The sequence below is a fragment of the Bacillus cereus group sp. MYBK245-2 genome (assembly GCF_051916145.1).
In the GTDB taxonomy this organism is placed as follows: Bacteria; Bacillota; Bacilli; order Bacillales; family Bacillaceae_G; genus Bacillus_A; species Bacillus_A pacificus.
In genome coordinates, this window is record NZ_JBQAGB010000001.1 from 402,519 (window position 1) to 420,556 (window position 18,038).

The following is an 18,038-nucleotide window of genomic DNA, read 5'->3' on the forward strand; positions in this document are numbered from 1 at the left end:
ATTTCCCTCCGCTACATTAACATTGTTGGATTAAAATCAATTGAGATTTGTAGCTCTTTTTGCATTTCTGCTTGATAATGTTCATTTACCATTTTGAGCACGTTCTTTAAGTTTGGTTCCCGTTTGTATTTTATCATGCATTGATAACGATATCTATCTTTTATCCTTGGAATTGCTGAAGCAACCGGTCCTAACACCATCGTTTGCTGCGAACAGTGCGTCCGTAAATGACCGACAATTTTTTCCGTCACTTGTACTGCCTTTAATAATTCCGGATGAGATACCGTCACAAGTACAACATAGTAATAAGGTGGGTATTGTCTCGTTCGCCTCATTTGCATTTCTTGATCAAAAAACACATCATATTGTTGGTTCTTTGCTAACTCTATACTATAATGTTCTGGCGTATACGTTTGAATGATAACTTCCCCTGGCAATTCATGTCGGCCTGCTCGTCCACTTACTTGCGTCAATAACTGATAAGTCTTTTCACTCGCCCGGAAATCAGGTAAATGAAGCATCGTATCAGCAGTTAAAACACCAACAAGCGTTACTTTCGGAAAATCTAATCCTTTTGCAATCATTTGTGTTCCAAGTAATATATCTGCTTTTTCTTCCCCGAACGCCTTTAATAATTTCTCATGCATCCCTTTACGACTCGTCGTATCTACATCCATTCGAATGACTCGTGCCTCTGGAAATAGTTTTGTAATTTCTTCTTCTACCTTTTGCGTACCTGTACCAAAGAAACGAATGTATGTACTTTGACAAGCAGGACACGCAGTCGGCATATTTTCTTCGTAACTGCAATAATGGCATTTTAAACGATGGTTCATTTTATGATATGTCAGCGAGATATCACAATGCGGACATTGTACAACATACCCGCAATCACGGCACATAACAAATGTAGAATGACCTCTTCTATTTAAAAAGAGCACCATTTGTTCTTTCTTTTCTAACCGATCTGCTATTTTTTCATGCAGCGCCTTTGAAAACATGGAGCGATTCCCGTCACGAAGTTCTTCACGCATATCAACAATCTCTACTGTCGGTAAAGCTTGTTCGTTCATACGTTTTTCCATCGTCAGTAATTCATACACACCTTTTTTCGCTCTTGCAAACGATTCAAGCGTCGGTGTTGCACTACCAAGAACGATAGGGCATTTATGATATTGTCCTCTCCACACAGCTACATCCCTTGCATGATACCTCGGATTATCTTCTTGCTTATAGCTCGATTCATGTTCCTCATCAATAATAATAATCCCTAAATTTTCAAAAGGAGCAAATACAGCTGAACGTGCACCAACTACGACTTTCACTTCTTTTCTTAAAATCTTACGCCATTCATCATATTTTTCTCCAACAGACAGCGCACTATGAAGAACTGCAACTTGTGAGCCAAATCTACCTTTAAAACGATCTACCATCTGAGGCGTTAGTGCAATTTCAGGAACAAGTACAATAGCTTCTTTTCCTTTCTCGAGCACCGCTGCTATAGATTGTAAATATACTTCTGTTTTTCCGCTTCCTGTAACACCATATAGTAAAAATGGATTGTAAGTTTCATTTGTAATTGATGATAAAATCGGTGTAATAACTTGCTTTTGTTCCTCAGTAAGTGGGAATGGTTTCGTTTGTTCAAAATCGTCATCGTCATACGGATTTCGGTACACTTCCACATACTTTTCTGAGAGTAGTCCCTTTTTAACAAGTGCTTTAATTGGAGCATCTGTTATTTGTAACTCTTCTGTTATTACTTTCAACGGTACACTTTTATAATTTTCCACAAAATAATAGAGGACATCTTGTTGTTTTTTACTTTTCAGTTCAAATGCTGCTAATTCTAATTTATCTTCTGACAACTCCGGTTGAACGACTCTTTGTTTCTTCTTTTGTACTTTATCTTTTACTTGATAAACAACTTCAATCGTGCCATGTTTAATTTCTTGTTGAATCGTGCGGTATAGATGTGGTTGCGTCTCAATCGCTTCCCAATCTATCGCTTCTCTGTCCTGGAATAAAAACAGTAGTTCAGGTGCTACTTCTTCTTGTTTGCGAAGCTGTAGACGTTTTTTATATGTTGCTTTTATCGCCGTTGGAAGCATAACTTGAAAAGCTGAAATCATATAACATAACGTTTCACTTGTAAGCCAATACCCTAGCTTTAACAACTCTTCATTTAAAACGGGTGTTACATCTAAAATTTCATGGATTGTCTTTAACTTCTTACTTTCTACTTCAACAGAATCTTTAATCCCAATAATAAAACCTTGCAATTTCCTTGGGCCAAACGGAACTACTACACGCATGCCTGTCTGGACAATATCTTCCCATTTTTTAGGGATAATATAATCAAATGGTCGATCTGTCTGACGTGCAGGTACATCAACAATTACACTTGCAAATTTCATAGACGATCATCTTCTAACATCATTTCAATTTGCTTTAATATTTCACGAGCAACCTCTTTCTTCGTTAAAAGTGGCAACTCTATAACTTCTCCATCTTTTCTATACATTGTTACAATGTTCGTATCTGTACCAAATCCAGCTCCTTGCGCCTTTACGTCGTTTGCAACAATCATATTCGCATTTTTCTCACGTAATTTTTTCGTTGCATATTCCTCTACGTTTGTCGTTTCAGCCGCAAAACCGATAAGTAACTGTTTGTCCTTCATCTCACCTAACGTTTTTAAAATATCTACTGTTCTCTCAAGTTCAATTACAGCATCGCCATTTTTCTTTTTCATTTTATTATCATGAACGTATTTCGGGCGATAATCTGCAACTGCTGCTGTTTTAATAACAACATCTACGTCTTCATAATGTTGAATAACCGCCTCTAACATATCTTGCGCAGATTCCACTTGCACCGTAGTTACATGTAATGGTGGATGTAATGCTGTCGGTCCCGAAACGAGTATGACGTCAGCACCTAAGTTCGCTGCCACTTCCGCAATCGCATATCCCATTTTTCCAGAAGAAAAATTGGTCATAAAACGAACTGGATCAATCTTTTCACGCGTTGGACCAGCAGTTATTAATATTCTTTTTCCATGTAATGGTTTTTGTTCTGAAAAAGCCTCTTCTAACCGTGCGATAATCGCTTCAGGTTCTTCTAATCTTCCTTTCGCTACATAACCACACGCTAAAAAACCTTCTCCGGGCTCAATAAATGTATACCCTAACGTTTTTAACGTCATCATATTTTTTTGAACAATTTTATTTTCATACATATGCACATTCATAGCAGGTGCAATCCACACTGGGGCTGTAGTAGCTAACAAAGTAGTTGTAATCATATCATCTGCAATACCGTTAGCTAACTTTCCAATACAATTGGCTGTAGCAGGTGCAACAAGTACAACATCTGCCCAATCTGCTAAATCGATATGAGCAATAACAGCTGAGTCTTTCTCATCGAATGTATCCGTATATACATCATGGCGAGAAAGCGCTTGGAATGTAAGAGGTGTAACAAATTTCATTGCCGACTCACTCATCATTACTTTTACAATAGCACCAGATTGTGTCAATTTACTCGTTAACGCAGCCGCTTTAAAGACCGCAATGCCTCCTGTTACACATAAAAGTATCTTTTTCCCTTTTAGCATATGGCTCGTCCTCTTTCTTTTTCAAACTTATCATACTGAAACAAGATTATCAGCTCATCAGTATCAATATTTCTTCCCTACCGTAAAAAAATAACAACCTACTTGTAAATAGGTTGTTACCGTTACATAGAAAATTATAAAGTCTATGTTTTAAATTGTCGAAGACAAAGTCTTATTCAGTTACTTTATCTTCACTTGGTACGTAGCTTAACGCTTCAATATCGATTTCTTCTAATGCTTTACCTACACATTTATGAGAAACTGGTTTTTCTACAACACAGTTATTAGCAAGTTGCATTTCGCGCGCACGTTTTGCAGCCACTGTTACAAGTGTATATTTAGAATCGATTTTTGTTAATAATGAATCAATTGATGGATTTAACATAATTATAGACCCTCCGTCATTTCTTTATAATATTTTGCTACTCTTTCGCGGCGGCAATGTTCGCCAACCACAATTGCTTTAATTCTTTCACAAGCTAGTTCAACTTGGTCGTTTTCTACAACGTAGTCGTAAGCGTCCATCATATCAATTTCTTCTTTCGCTACCGTTAAACGATTTTCAATAACATCTTCAGTTTCTGTACCACGACCGACAATTCGGTTCTTTAGTTCAGATAAACTTGGAGGTGCTAAGAAAATAAATACACCTTCTGGGAAAGCTTTCTTAACTTGAATTGCTCCTTGCACTTCAATTTCTAAGAATACATCTTTTCCTTCTTGTAATGTTTTTTCAACATAGTCAATTGGTGTTCCGTAATAATTACCTACGAACTCAGCCCACTCAAGTAATTTTTCATTACGAATCATTTCCTCAAATTCTTCTCTCTCTTTAAAGAAATAATCCACACCATCCACTTCACCTTCACGCGGCTTACGTGTCGTTACTGAAATGGAATACTGAAAACGTGTATCCTCATGACTAAACAGCTCTTTTCGAACCGTTCCTTTACCAACCCCAGAAGGTCCTGAAAGAACGATGAGCAATCCTCTTCTACTTCTCATAAATATGTAAAACCTACCCTTCCTCACTTAAATCTTCTTTATTATTCAAACGATGTGCAATCGTCTCTGGCTGAATTGGACTTAATACAACATGCCCATCATCCATAACAATAACCGCCCTTGTTTTTCTCCCATACGTAGCATCAAGCAAAGCATTATGTTCGCGTGCTTCCTGTACTGTTCGTTTAATAGGAGCTGACTCCGGACTTACAATAGCAATAATTCGATGAGCAGATACAATATTTCCGTATCCAATATTTAAAAACCGCATGGCCATAGTTTGCGCCTCCTAGTAAGTCTATCCGATTTCTCCACCACGTATAACTTTATATATTTTTTGAAAGCTACTCAATATTTTGTACTTGTTCACGAATTTTTTCAAGGTTATTTTTCATTTCTACAACATATTTTGAAATTGTTAAGTCATTTGCCTTAGAACCAATCGTATTAATTTCTCTATGCATCTCTTGCACGATGAAATCCATTTTCCTTCCAACAGGCTCTTCAATCTGCAGTGTTTCACGGAATTGTTCTAAATGACTTTGCAAACGAACTAACTCTTCGTGAATATCACAACGCTCAGCAAAGATTGCAACTTCTGTTAGCAATCTTTGTTCATCTAGATCTTGATTATGTAATTCCTTTAAGCGATTTTCTAATCGTTCACGATATTTTTGTGTAACAATTGGTGCATGCGGAATAATAGCATTTACACAATTGTGAATCTCTTGTAAGCGATACGCTATATCTTTATGTAATCGTTCTCCTTCGCCATCTCTCATCGTTTTTAACATATGAGCAGCTTGGCGAACAGCCTCATATAAACTGTTCTCAAATTGTTCATTTACGTTTTCTACCTCTTCAATCGCTGTTACTTCTGGCATTGCCATTAATTGCTCGAGTGTAATAGAATCTTGTAATTGAAATTTTCCTTTTATATCTTCCATAATTGATTGGTACTGCTCAAGAAGCGACCAATTCACACTTAATTTTCTTTCAACAAGCCCTTCACCCGCTATACTAATAGACACTTCAATACGTCCACGGCGAACTTGCTGTGCAATTATTTTACGAATTTTGTCTTCAAATACCATCATTTGCTTCGGTAGTCGAATACTCATCTCTAGAAAACGATGGTTCACCGATTTCATTTCTACTGTAATTTGAAAAGTATCACTCTCTACTTTCGACCTTCCAAATCCTGTCATACTACAAATCATTTTTTATCACATCCAAGCCATGAAATAACTCAATGAAAAAGGTAATAGAGACAAGGCTCTACTACCTTCTGTAAATTATATCACATTTTCATATCATTGACTATTTCAAGTTTAATCCCTTCTTATATAATATTGGCTTTTCCTTCTTCCCTTTTTTCCCTGTTAATAAAGAGCCTACTAATAAGAAGGTCGGAATTGACGATAAACCTCCAATTAACAACCAATCTCTCGCTTGTATTGGCATCGTGCTAAAAATCGGTTGTAACGGTGGATAATATATAACGACTAGCATGAGTAGTAATGAAATGATAACCGCTCCTACTAAATACACATTTCCAAACGGATTGCGGTGGAAAACAGAATGCTCACTTCGGCAATCAAATACATGAATCAGCTGAGCAAGTACCAATGTTGCAAACGCTACAGTTTGTGCATATTTCAGTTCATTTGGATGTTGATTATACGCAATAATAAATGCTACTAGCGTCACTGCCCCAATTAGAAAGCCACGACTTATAATTTTCCAGGCAAGCCCTCTAGCAAATACCCCTTCTTTCGGATGACGCGGCGTTCTCTTCATCACGTCTCCCTCGGCCTTATCCAAACCTAACGCCATCGCCGGTAAACCGTCAGTAACTAAATTCACCCATAAAATTTGAATTGGAACCATCGGCAGCGGTAGTGCAAGTAACATTGCAAATAACATGACCAAAATTTCTCCAACGTTCGATGCTAATAAATAACGAATAAACTTACGTATGTTCTCGTATATATTTCTACCTTCTTTAATTGCTGATTTTATCGTAGCGAAATTATCGTCCAGCAATACGAGAGAAGAAGCTTCTTTTGCAACATCTGTCCCTGTAATTCCCATCGCTATCCCAATATCCGCAGTTTTTATAGCCGGAGCATCGTTTACTCCATCACCTGTCATCGCCACTATATGTCCTTTATTTTGCAACGCCTTAACAATTTTTAATTTATGTTCTGGTGATACACGAGCAAATACATACGTATCTTCTACAACATTTTCTAATTCTTCTACATCCATAGTTGCGAGTTCTACCCCTTCAACAACGCGTCCACCTGGTGGTAAAATGCTTAATTGTTCTGCAATCGCCATTGCAGTCACTTTATGATCACCTGTAATCATCACCGTTCGAATACCAGCTTCTCTGCACTCTTTTACTGCCTGCTCTACTTCTGGTCTTGGCGGATCAATCATTCCTTGTATTCCAACTAACATAAAATCTTTTTCAACGTCTCTTTCATGTTCAATTGAGTCTGTTACTTTTAAAGGCTTAAAAGCAACTGCAATTGTTCGAAGTGCTTGACTACCTAAGCTATGAATAGCCGCCTGTACTTCTTTTCTATACAACTCACTTAATGGTTGCTGCTTATCCCCCCATAAAATCGTTTGACTCATTTGCAGAAGGACATCTGGCGCTCCCTTCGTAACGACAAACTTTTTACCCTCTCGATCTCGTACAATAACACTCATCATTTTTCGAGTTGAATCAAACGGAAATTCACGGATAATTTCAAATTTCCCTGTCAGCGCCTCACGCGTTATCCCCGCTTTCATTGCTGCAGCTACAAGCGCTCCCTCAGTTGGATCTCCATCTAATACATACGCCTTTTTCTTTTGAATAATATTTGCGTTATTGCATAACGAACCAAATGTAAGTAGTTGATAAAGTGATTTCGTCTTAGCTGGATTAATTTCTTTTTCACCTTTCATAAACGAGCCATTAGGTTCATATCCTTGGCCTGTCACTTTCCACAACTCTCCACCTGACCACATATGTGTTACCATCATTTTGTTTTGCGTCATCGTTCCTGTTTTATCAGAGCATATAACAGAAGCGCAACCTAACGTTTCTACTGCTGGTAACTTTCTTACAATTGCTCTCTTTTTTATCATACGCTGTACACCAAGTGATAAGGCTACTGTAACAATTGCTGGCAATCCTTCTGGAATAGCAGCAACAGCTAGCGACACACCCGCTAAAAACATATGATACACTTCATTCCCTTGATACACACCAGCTAACACGACAAGCGCTGTCAAAACAAGAGCCACAATAATTAATATTTTTCCGAGTTGCTCTAATCTTCTTTGCAGTGGTGTTTCCATCTGCTCTGCATTTTGTAACATATTTGCAATTTGTCCCATCGCTGTATTCATACCCGTTGCTACAACGACTCCTGTTCCAGACCCTCGTGTAATCATAGTACCCATAAAAGCCATATTTTTTTGATCACCAATTGAAACATCTTGCCCTTGCAATGCTTCTACTTTCTTCTGCACGGGTACTGACTCTCCTGTCAAAGCCGATTCTTCAATATATAAACTCGACGCCTCAACCAGACGTACATCAGCTCCAACACGATCGCCACTAGAAAATTTAATAATATCACCTAAAACGAGTGCTTTAGACGGTGCCTTTACCCACTTTCCATTTCGCAGTACAGTTACTTGCGGGGCGGCTAGCTCTTTTAAAGCTTCCAATGACTTTTCAGCCTTTCTTTCTTGAAAAAATCCGAGAATACCATTGATAATAACAATTGCCACAATCGCAATAGAATCAATGTATTCCCCTAAAAAAGCCGAAACGATTGTTGCACCAAACAAAACAAGCACCATAAAATCTTTAAATTGCGCCAAAAATACCATTAGTGCAGAAGGCCTTTTCGCTTCATCTAGTTCATTTGTACCAAATTTTTTTATTCGCCCTTCTGCTTCTTTCTCTGTAAGTCCAACCTTCACATTTGTATTCGTTCTTTCTTCCACTTCATGTGCACGCATTCCATACCAGTTCATCCTGCTATCGACCTCCTGATTCCAGACATACTCTATTGAAAGCTTATTCAGCCTCGTCCAAAAAAATGCTATAATTAACTTTTAGTTAGAAAGGAGCTAAATACAGTTATATAAAATATAGACCAAAAGAATTTACTGAAATAATCAATATGCCTATAAGAACTTTGCAGAGATGGGATAACAAGAGTGTATTGCCTACTTACCGAAACCCTAAAGGAAGAAGATATTATACAGATAAACATTATAAAGACTATATGGGGATTCAAGAAGAAAATACCGGAGGATGAAGATTTATGAAAAGAGCATATCTAATAGAAATCCATCCGACAAAAGAACAAATAATCCAAATAAACCAGACGATTGGTGTGTGTAGATATGTTTACAACCTGTATATCTCTAAAAACAATGAGCTGTATGAAGCCGAAGGAAAGTTTCTAAGTGGGTATGACTTTTCTAAATGGTTGAATAATGTCTATACAAAAGAATGTGACCAGTGGATAAAAGGAGTATCAAGTAAAGCTGTAAAACAAGCGATTATGAATGGAGATAAAGCTTTCAAACGATTTTTTAAGGGTTTATCTAAATTCCCACGATATAAGAAAAAGAAGAAGCAAGATGTGAAGTGCTATTTTCCTAAAAACAACAAAACAGATTGGACAGTAGAAAGGCATAGAATAAAAATCCCCACAATTGGTTGGGTAAGGTTAAAAGAATATGGATATATCCCTAAAAATGCAACTGTAAAAAGTGGCACAGTGTATCAAAGAGCAGGAAGATATTTTGTATCTGTACTTTGTGAAAGAGAAGAAGTAAGGGTAAAACCAATACTTAATAACATAGGTCTAGGGATTGATTTAGGGGTGAAGGATTTCGCTACACGTAGCGATGGTATCGTTCACGAAAACATCAACAAAACAATAAAAGTAAAAAAGATGGAAAAACGGTTAAAACGTGAACAACGCTCTTTAGCGCAAAAATATGAAAATCTAAAAAAGAGAGGTGAAAAATCTGTTACTAATAAAAGAGCGAATATAAACAAAAATATTCTTAGAGTGCAAAAACTACACGCTCGATTAGCGAATATTCGACTAGAGTATGTAAAGTCTATTGTAACGAATGTGGTGAAAACCAAGCCAACGTTTATTACTGTGGAAGATTTGAATGTGAAAGATATGCTGAAGAATAAACATCTATCTAAAACAATTGCCAAGCAGTCCTTTTATGCTTTTAAAATGTGGCTTTTGATGAAATGTGAGGGATATGGAATTGAATTACGTCAAGTAGACCGGTTTTATCCATCGTCAAAGTTGTGCTCATGTTGCGGTCAAAAGAAAGAGGATTTAAAGCTATCTGACCGGTTATATACATGTGAATGTGGCATTGTAATGGATAGAGATTTGAACGCAGCTTTCAATCTTTTACAAACAAAAGAATATACAATACTAACGTAAATAGATTGTATATATGTACGGTGGGCTACATCGGAATTTACGCCTGTGGAGTGTTACAGCAAACTGTAGTAGCGAGTAATTGGCGAGACAGGACACGTAGAAGCAGGAATACTCTAAGAATATACATTTGTCTATATTTTTAGTAGCAGTGTTCATTTATGGCATTCGATGGATTATTTACAAGAGCAATTACACATGAAATTGCAAATTCTCTTTACACAGGAAGAATTTCTAAGATATACCAACCTTCAAAATACGAGATTTTATTACATATTCGAGCAAACGGAAAAAATCAAAAACTGATTCTTTCCGCTCATCCGACATATGCACGTTTACACTTAACAAATCAAAATTATGATTCACCTGCACTTCCACCAATGTTCTGTATGCTTCTTCGTAAGCATTTAGAAGGTGGATTTATTGAAAAAATTGAACAAATTGATTTAGAGCGTATTATTCAAATTACCGTTCGTAGCAGAAATGAAATTGGTGATGAATCGCTAAAAACATTAGTAATTGAAATTATGGGACGACATAGTAACATCATTTTAGTAGATACAAAAACAAACAATATTTTAGATAGCTTAAAACACGTTTCCTTAGCAGTAAACCGACATCGAACTGTATACGCTGGAGCTGAATATATTGCACCACCAGCACAACATAAAATTAACCCACTTCAGATCGAAACAAATGATGAATTTATTAGACCGCTAGACTTTCTATCTGGAAACATGGATAAACAGCTGGTCGGAACCTTTACCGGAATATCACCATTATTCGCAAAAGAAGTAGTGAAAAAAGCAGGTATGGTAAATGAAAAAGCATTAGCTAACGCATTTTTCTCCATACAAAAACCATTATTAACTCATACATATTCACCAACAATGACTACTTCAAATGGGAAAGAATTCTTTTATCTTTTCCCTCTTGCGCACTTAGCTGGAGAAGACAAGACATTCTCATCTGTTAGCGAATTGCTAGACCGTTTCTTTTTTGGAAAAGCAGAGCGTGACCGTGTAAAACAACAAGCTCATGATTTAGAGCGCTTTATGCAAAACGAAAAAAATAAAAATGAGAAAAAACTCATTAAACTAGAAAAAACATTACAAGATGCTGGAAAAGCAGATAAATATCAACTATTTGGCGAACTACTTACAGCCAATATGTACGCTTTGAAAAAAGGCGATAAAGATATTGAAGTCGTTAACTATTATGATGAAAATGGCGGAACTGTAAAGATCGCATTAGATCCTTTAAAAACGCCATCTGAAAATGCACAACGCTATTTCCAAAAGTACCAAAAAGCGAAAAATTCAGTTGTTGTTGTAGAAGAACAAATCGAAAAAACAAAGGAAGAAATTCTTTATTTTGATAGCTTACTTCAACAAATGGAAGCTGCTTCTTCAAAAGATATTGAAGAAATTCGTGAGGAATTAGCTGAAGAAGGTTATATGCGCAATCGTAAAACGAAAAACGGAAAGAAAAAGCCTACTAAACCAGTATTAGATAAATATGTAGCAAGTGATGGCACAGAGATTTTCGTCGGTAAAAACAATAAGCAAAATGATTATTTAACAACGAAATTTGCCCGTCGTGATGAAATTTGGTTACATACGAAAGACATACCTGGTTCTCACGTTGTCATTCGTTCTTTAGAACCTGCTGACGAAACTTTACTAGAAGCTGCCAAAATTGCTGCTTATTACAGTAAAGCAAAAGAGTCTAGTTCTGTACCTGTTGATTTCACCAAAATACGCCATGTGAAAAAACCGAGTGGTGCAAAACTTGGTTTTGTTACGTACGACAATCAGCAAACCGTATATGTTACACCGGATGCTGATACTGTAATGAAATTAAAAGCTTAAATATAAAAATGCGTTGCTCATAAGCAACGCATTTTTATATTCGTTCCAACTAGTTCATATACCCATTCACTAATTCATAACATCTTTCTTTTGTCATCTTGTATTTCTCCTCTGAAGCATCTATACGTCTCATCGTCCCGTTATTTGTATCAGTACCAATTGCTTTAACCTTACTTTCCTTTTCTTTAACCCACGCAATTTGTTTCGTTTTTAATGACTGAAATGCATCAGGGGACATCGTATTTTTTAATGTACTGTAAATTTCATTTAGTTTATTATCCCACAGTTCATAATTTCCTTCTATTTCATTTACTATGTCATTTGTTGACATGACATTTGTATGTTTTTCTTGGTTTTCTAGAGCCGCTAACTCATTTAAAACCTTACTTTTACCTACTGCTGACGAAGTTTCTTTTTTAGTCTGCTTCTCTTCTTTAGAAGTAGCATGCGTACTCATGTTATTTTCCTTAATGTTTTCGTGTTCTTGACTACTATTTTCTTTCGCTTCTTTTTCCTGCTTTTGCTCATCTAAATTATATGTAATAACCGATGTTTTTGCATCCACAGCTATTGATCTAGTATTTTCTTTAAAAATATATTTTTTGTCACCACTGTTTTCTTCTTTAACAAAATCGACATTCTTAAAGCCTCGAATTTTCAGAAACTCACTAGCTTCTTCCTTCGTAAGTTTTAAATCTCTCGGTGTATGCGATGACCATTTATCCATTAACCATTTTCCATCTTTATGAACGAAAATAAACTCCCATATCTCTGCTTCATTTCCCATATCATTTGAAGGTATAATCGTTTCAATCATTAAATTTTTATCTTTCTGTGTATACGTTAATCTCATTTCTGGTTCAATATTAATAGGGAATGGCAACATATCTGTCTCTCTAGATCTATTAAATGTTTCAAGCGAATTAGGAAGCTGGTTCTCTACAAATTTTTCTGTAACTAATCCCTTAACTCCTTTTTTCGCTGTCGCCAAATCTCCAGGGTTATTTCGACTCCATCCATTTTCTTTTTCCATCTCACTAAATGCATTTGCTATTGCATCTACACTCTTTCTTACAATCTTTTTCGCTTCTTTTTCTGTCACTTCCGGCGCTTCATCAAGCTGTTCAATCGTTTCATTTGCTTGAGCTTTGATTTCACTTTTTTCACACCCTGTTACAACTAGCATACTAGCAGCGAAGCAAAATGACATGACTTTACTTAATTTCTTCATATACTCACATTCCTTATTCCTATTTATTCGTTACGCACCTTTATCTACAAGAACACATAACGACCTCTTATTATACCAATTATCACCATTTATTTATACAAAAAATATAATATTAGAATTGAAAGATTATAATATGCAAGTTTACATTACTGTATAAATTTTTTACATCCTCATTTTATATTTGTCTAGTTTTTTTGACACAAAACTCCCTCTTCTCTTTTATTGTCAATAAGTATATTGGCACAATTTTTGCTTTATTAAATATAAAAAGGAGGCATTAAAATGAATATAAGAATAACTAATATCCAAAAACAACTACATAAGTATGGAATTGACGGGTTACTTATTACAAAAAAAGAAAATCGTCAATATGCAACAGGCTTTACAGGTAGTGCTGGCGTCGTCTTAATCTCTGCGGATCAAGCTGTTTTCATAACAGATTTCCGCTATGTAGATCAAGCAAAATCACAAATACAAGATGCTGAAATTGTTATGCATAAAGGAAATTTAGAAAAAGAGATTGCACATCAAGTATCGAAATTAAACATTCAAAAACTTGGAATTGAAGAAAACAACATGACATTGCAACAATATAAAAACTTGCACAAATACGTACATACGGAAATGATTCAAGTGTGCGAAATTATCGAAAGTATTCGTATCATTAAAGACACGCCTGAAATAGAAACAATGAAAATTGCAGCTCATATTGCGGACGAAGCATTTCACCACATTCTTACGTTTCTAAAACCGGGAATAAGTGAAAATGATGTACGAGATGAGTTAGAATTTTTCATGCGAAAAAAAGGAGCTACATCTTCATCATTTCAAATTATTGTAGCTTCTGGTGTTCGTTCTTCTCTTCCTCATGGCGTTGCATCAAATAAAATAATCGAGCGGAGCGACATCGTTACATTAGATTTCGGTGCACTTTACGACGGATACTGTTCCGATATAACACGTACTGTAGCAATCGGGGAACCATCAGAAGAATTTAAAAAGATATACAATATTGTACGAGAAGCATTAAAACGCGGGACTGAAGCGATTAAACCTGGAGAAACTGCAAAACGTATCGATGATATAACGAGAAACTACATTACTGAGCATGGATACGGTCAATATTTTGGACATTCTACTGGTCATGGTCTTGGATTAGAAATTCATGAACCTCTCCGCCTATCCCAAGAAAGTAAGGCTACTTTAGAAGAGGGTATGGTCGTTACAGTTGAACCAGGTATTTACATACCTAACTGGGGCGGTTGTAGAATTGAAGATGATATTGTCATTACAAAAGACGGATATGAAGTTATTACAAAATCAAATAGAGAACTAATTGTAATCCCTTGTTAATATTTTGAAATTTTCAACAGGATTTTTTCTCTGCACATAGAATGCCTTCTCTGGAGTATTCGTTTAAAGAGGGGGAATTGTAATTGAACTTTGTAATAGATAAAATCGATGGTTTACATCCTGAATTTTCCAAACTAGTTTCCATGATGAATTACGCTCGCTATACAACAATGCAAGCGGTGGAAGATTTAACAATGGAAGAACTTGATTATTTATATAATGAGGAAGCAAATTCAATCGGCATGCTATTATATCACATGGCTGCTGTTGAATTTTATTACCAGATTCATACTTTTGAAGACCGCGAACCAACGGAGGCCGAACTAGAAAGATGGTTACCTGGCCTCGAGTTAGAAGCTCTTGGACGTGAGAAAATAAAAGGAAACTCTATAGAATTTTATATTGATACATTACAAGAAGTACGTTCCAAAACAATTGAAACATTCCAATCGTTACCTGATGAATGGCTGTTTAAAACGACAGACTTTTGGTATGACAAACAAGCAAATAACTATTTTAAGTGGTTTCACGTATTTGAAGATGAAATCAATCATCGCGGACAAATTCGTTTAATTAAAAAGATGCAAAAAGCTCATTCAATAAAATGAGAAAGTGCCACCGAATAAGGTGGCACTTTTTTTATTCATTAGCAAATAACTTTTCATTTACTTTTTTAGCGACTAGCGCTACCACTATTAAAACACACATTAAATATAGTAATTTTGCAATAAATAACCAGCCTTGAAACATTACAATCCCATCTATTATTTCATTTCCCTTCAGTAACAAAAATGGAATCGTGCTAATTATAATAACAAACTCGATGCTGAAAATAATTTTCTTTTTTCGGCTGTATGCTTTCCACTCGTCCCAGCGATACATAGGAGCAAAAACCAACACCCCTATACATAATATAACTGGCACCCATGCACTGTTAAGAAATTGTCCTGAAATAACTGATAATAGCAAACAAACGAGCACACCATAATACCCAATTTTCTCTCTCATTCATACTCCACCATTCTACTTTTCCTTTAATATGTAACTTGTTATCCTTATAACAATTCTTAGAAAAACAACAACTACAATGACAATATAAAGCCCCTTCGCAGAAGACATCCACTCTTGAAAAATAGACATTTTTTCCATTTGCTTCTGCCCTTCAATTAAAATAAATCCTACGAAAAATGAGCAAACAACAATGGTACCTATCATAATTCCGATATTTTTCTTACTATATTGTTTCATATCATCCCAGTTATATAACAGTACAAAAACAAATCCGAAAACAGGTATAATACTGATCCATTCATTGTTTGTAAACAAGTTTAAAATGATTAATAGACTACAAGATATAACGAATCCCCAAAATCCAATTTTTTTGTGCATAAGCCCTCCTTTAATTCCATTTTTAGGATTAATTGTATTGTAACATCCATTTATCATTCTTACCATTACAGTACATGAAATTTTACTTTTTCTTTTTCTTTTTCCTATACTCACATACTTTCACCGCTTTCATACAATAAACTACACGAATGCCTAAAGGATGTGAATGTTATGGCAGTTGAATTAACGCTATTACACGCTCTCTATGTTATTTGTTTACTCACCATTATTACCTTTTTTATTTTCCGAAAGGATACGACGATTATTTGTATCGTTTTTATCTTTTTATTAGCATTAACAGCTACAAGTTCTATCCCTCTTGCTATTAGCGGTATTTTTCAAAGTTTCATTTACGCTATTACTGAACTTTTACCAACTATATTAATCATTTCCATTATCGTATCCATGAGCAATTTACTCGTTCATACCGGCATAAATGATACGATGATTTCACCATTTACAAAGATGATTCGTACACCTACCCTCGCCTACTGGATTATCGGCCTTTTAATGATGACAATTTCTTTCTTCTTTTGGCCTTCTCCAGCTGTCGCCTTAATGGGGGCTATTTTATTACCCGTCGCTGTACGCGTTGGCCTTCCGCCAATTGGAGTTGCCATCGCTATGAACTTATTCGGACACGGCATCGCCTTATCTGGTGACTTCGTTATTCAAGGTGCACCAAAATTAACAGCGGACGCTGCTGGTCTTCCTGTTTCTAGCGTTGTTTCTGCCAGTGTTCCTCTCGTAATTGTTATGGGCATTGTGACAACTTCCGTCGCATTTTTCTTCTTACGAAAAGAATTTCATACAGGATTATCTTCTATACAAGAATCTATTCCATCAACTGCGTCTTCTAAAACGCTCACTTCATTATCTCCTCAGACAAAAAAATGGCTCGCTATTTGTATTCCGATCATATATGCCATCGATATCCTTTGCATGATTCAATTTAAACTACAAGGAAGCGACGCAACTGCACTTATCGGTGGGACCACTGTTATTATGATTATCATCATTTCTCTCATCGCTTACAAAGGAAATGGACTAAATAAAACGACCGATTATTTTATAGAAGGGCTCCAATTTGGCTTTAAAATCTTTGGTCCAGTTATTCCAATTGCCGCACTCTTTTATTTAGGAGATAGCGGTTTTGTAAAAATTATCGGAGACTATTTACCGAAAGGTTCACACGGAATCATTAACGACTTAGGAATCGCTTTGTCTCAAACTGTTCCTTTAAATCAATATGTATCGGCAGGGACATTAACTATCGTTGGTGTCATTACCGGCTTAGATGGATCTGGCTTTTCTGGTATATCACTTGCTGGTTCCATTGCCAATCTTTTCGGAACAGCACTTGGCCATGGAACAGCTACATTAACAGCACTCGGGCAAATTGCAGCTATATGGACCGGGGGCGGGACGTTAATTCCTTGGGCACTTATTCCTGCCGCTGCGATTTGTAAAGTCGATCCATTTGAACTTGCACGTCGAAACTTTTTACCAGTTGGGATTGGCTTAATTGTCACCACGATCGTTGCGATGTTTATTCTATAGCGTAAGCAAGTTTTCTTTTGCTTACGCTTTTTGCTTGTAAAATTCATCATGAATTATCAGTTTTCAAGAGGGATTCGTTATTACTTAGCGAAATTATATTAGGAGAGTAATTATTTCAAAACGTTTACGAGAAACAGATTACTTCCATTAGAAAAGGGGACATAGCTATGAATGAATTGATTTTCGTCTTATTAATTTGTCCATTACTTATCTTTATCATTTCTATTGTTGGAACCTGCAAGACAAAAACGTATTACGTCATGCCGATTGTAACGTTTGCTAGTTTTTTAATAATAGGTGTTATCGCCTTTACTCCGAAGTTTTTCTTTTGGGTTGGCATGTATAGCATCTTCTCATTTATTGTTTCTTATATGACGCTATTGTTTGTGAGAGGGTATGAAGTTGTGGAAAACGCTAAATAGTTGCTAGCAAGGGGATCGTCATATGATTTTCTTTAATATTGATGGAACTTTACATTGAATTTATATAAAAAAGACGACCGCGTTCCCCCGCAGTCG

General features: G+C 36.1%; 17 protein-coding genes. 7 read left to right on the forward strand and 10 right to left on the reverse strand.

The genetic code is table 11. The features are described 5' to 3' along the window. Positions 1 to 11: 11 nt before the first annotated feature. The 7 genes from priA to ACTFRN_RS02020 all read right to left on the reverse strand — a co-directional run bounded on the left by priA (position 12) and on the right by ACTFRN_RS02020 (position 8,668). Positions 12 to 2,417, reverse strand: a complete 2,406-nt coding sequence (gene priA, locus ACTFRN_RS01990) for a primosomal protein N' (RefSeq protein ID WP_000666730.1) — start codon at positions 2,415 to 2,417, stop codon at positions 12 to 14. Next, complete coding sequence (coaBC, locus tag ACTFRN_RS01995) at positions 2,414 to 3,619, reverse strand: bifunctional phosphopantothenoylcysteine decarboxylase/phosphopantothenate--cysteine ligase CoaBC (RefSeq protein ID WP_000911756.1); 1,206 nt, start codon at positions 3,617 to 3,619, stop codon at positions 2,414 to 2,416. Before coaBC ends, priA begins: the two co-directional genes overlap by 4 nt. Before the next feature lie 172 nt (positions 3,620 to 3,791). After that, entirely contained in the window at positions 3,792 to 4,004 is a 213-nt protein-coding gene (gene rpoZ, locus ACTFRN_RS02000; RefSeq protein ID WP_000933969.1) for a DNA-directed RNA polymerase subunit omega, read from the reverse strand. Between the two features lie 2 nt (positions 4,005 to 4,006). Beyond that, positions 4,007 to 4,624: a guanylate kinase gene (gene gmk / locus ACTFRN_RS02005; RefSeq protein WP_001257738.1), complete on the reverse strand. Its 618-nt coding sequence runs from the start codon at positions 4,622 to 4,624 to the stop codon at positions 4,007 to 4,009. Between the two features lie 13 nt (positions 4,625 to 4,637). Further along, positions 4,638 to 4,901, reverse strand: coding sequence for an extracellular matrix/biofilm regulator RemA (gene remA / locus ACTFRN_RS02010; RefSeq protein WP_001251456.1), 264 nt, complete (start codon positions 4,899 to 4,901; stop codon positions 4,638 to 4,640). Between the two features lie 67 nt (positions 4,902 to 4,968). Next, positions 4,969 to 5,844 (reverse strand): YicC/YloC family endoribonuclease, encoded by an 876-nt coding sequence (locus ACTFRN_RS02015; protein ID WP_000564120.1) that lies wholly within the window; start codon positions 5,842 to 5,844, stop codon positions 4,969 to 4,971. Between the two features lie 100 nt (positions 5,845 to 5,944). Continuing rightward, positions 5,945 to 8,668, reverse strand: coding sequence for a calcium-translocating P-type ATPase, SERCA-type (locus ACTFRN_RS02020; RefSeq protein ID WP_088106437.1), 2,724 nt, complete (start codon positions 8,666 to 8,668; stop codon positions 5,945 to 5,947). Positions 8,669 to 8,778: 110 nt separating this feature from the next. Here ACTFRN_RS02020 and ACTFRN_RS02025 point away from each other — a divergent pair, with 110 nt between their 5' ends. From ACTFRN_RS02025 to ACTFRN_RS02035, 3 genes are all read left to right on the forward strand, one after another. Further along, positions 8,779 to 8,955, forward strand: coding sequence for a MerR family transcriptional regulator (locus ACTFRN_RS02025; protein WP_225990156.1), 177 nt, complete (start codon positions 8,779 to 8,781; stop codon positions 8,953 to 8,955). Between the two features lie 6 nt (positions 8,956 to 8,961). Beyond that, complete coding sequence (locus ACTFRN_RS02030) at positions 8,962 to 10,119, forward strand: RNA-guided endonuclease InsQ/TnpB family protein (RefSeq protein WP_088106436.1); 1,158 nt, start codon at positions 8,962 to 8,964, stop codon at positions 10,117 to 10,119. A gap of 158 nt (positions 10,120 to 10,277) precedes the next feature. Beyond that, entirely contained in the window at positions 10,278 to 11,987 is a 1,710-nt protein-coding gene (locus ACTFRN_RS02035) for an Rqc2 family fibronectin-binding protein (protein ID WP_088106435.1), read from the forward strand. Between the two features lie 49 nt (positions 11,988 to 12,036). Here ACTFRN_RS02035 and ACTFRN_RS02040 read toward each other — a convergent pair whose 3' ends face one another. Next, positions 12,037 to 13,218, reverse strand: a complete 1,182-nt coding sequence (locus ACTFRN_RS02040) for a lysozyme inhibitor LprI family protein (protein ID WP_000736512.1) — start codon at positions 13,216 to 13,218, stop codon at positions 12,037 to 12,039. Between the two features lie 282 nt (positions 13,219 to 13,500). Here ACTFRN_RS02040 and ACTFRN_RS02045 point away from each other — a divergent pair, with 282 nt between their 5' ends. Then, positions 13,501 to 14,571: a M24 family metallopeptidase gene (locus tag ACTFRN_RS02045; RefSeq protein ID WP_088106434.1), complete on the forward strand. Its 1,071-nt coding sequence runs from the start codon at positions 13,501 to 13,503 to the stop codon at positions 14,569 to 14,571. A gap of 83 nt (positions 14,572 to 14,654) precedes the next feature. Continuing rightward, on the forward strand, positions 14,655 to 15,179 hold the full coding sequence (locus ACTFRN_RS02050; protein ID WP_001012019.1) for a DinB family protein: 525 nt from the start codon (positions 14,655 to 14,657) through the stop codon (positions 15,177 to 15,179). Between the two features lie 31 nt (positions 15,180 to 15,210). Here the strand turns inward: ACTFRN_RS02050 and ACTFRN_RS02055 are convergent, their stop codons facing one another. Beyond that, positions 15,211 to 15,579, reverse strand: a complete 369-nt coding sequence (locus tag ACTFRN_RS02055) for a YoqO family protein (RefSeq protein ID WP_001208269.1) — start codon at positions 15,577 to 15,579, stop codon at positions 15,211 to 15,213. A 15-nt stretch (positions 15,580 to 15,594) separates the two neighbouring features. Further along, the gene (locus tag ACTFRN_RS02060) at positions 15,595 to 16,026 is read right to left on the reverse strand and encodes a YoqO family protein (protein WP_170932381.1); all 432 of its coding nucleotides are present in this window, start codon (positions 16,024 to 16,026) and stop codon (positions 15,595 to 15,597) included. Between the two features lie 105 nt (positions 16,027 to 16,131). Here ACTFRN_RS02060 and ACTFRN_RS02065 point away from each other — a divergent pair, with 105 nt between their 5' ends. Together ACTFRN_RS02065 and ACTFRN_RS02070 are read left to right on the forward strand one after the other, a co-directional pair. Continuing rightward, positions 16,132 to 17,520, forward strand: a complete 1,389-nt coding sequence (locus ACTFRN_RS02065) for a hypothetical protein (protein WP_088106433.1) — start codon at positions 16,132 to 16,134, stop codon at positions 17,518 to 17,520. 167 nt (positions 17,521 to 17,687) lie between these two features. Beyond that, positions 17,688 to 17,942, forward strand: a complete 255-nt coding sequence (locus tag ACTFRN_RS02070; protein WP_001003925.1) for a YbeF family protein — start codon at positions 17,688 to 17,690, stop codon at positions 17,940 to 17,942. Positions 17,943 to 18,038: the final 96 nt, after the last annotated feature.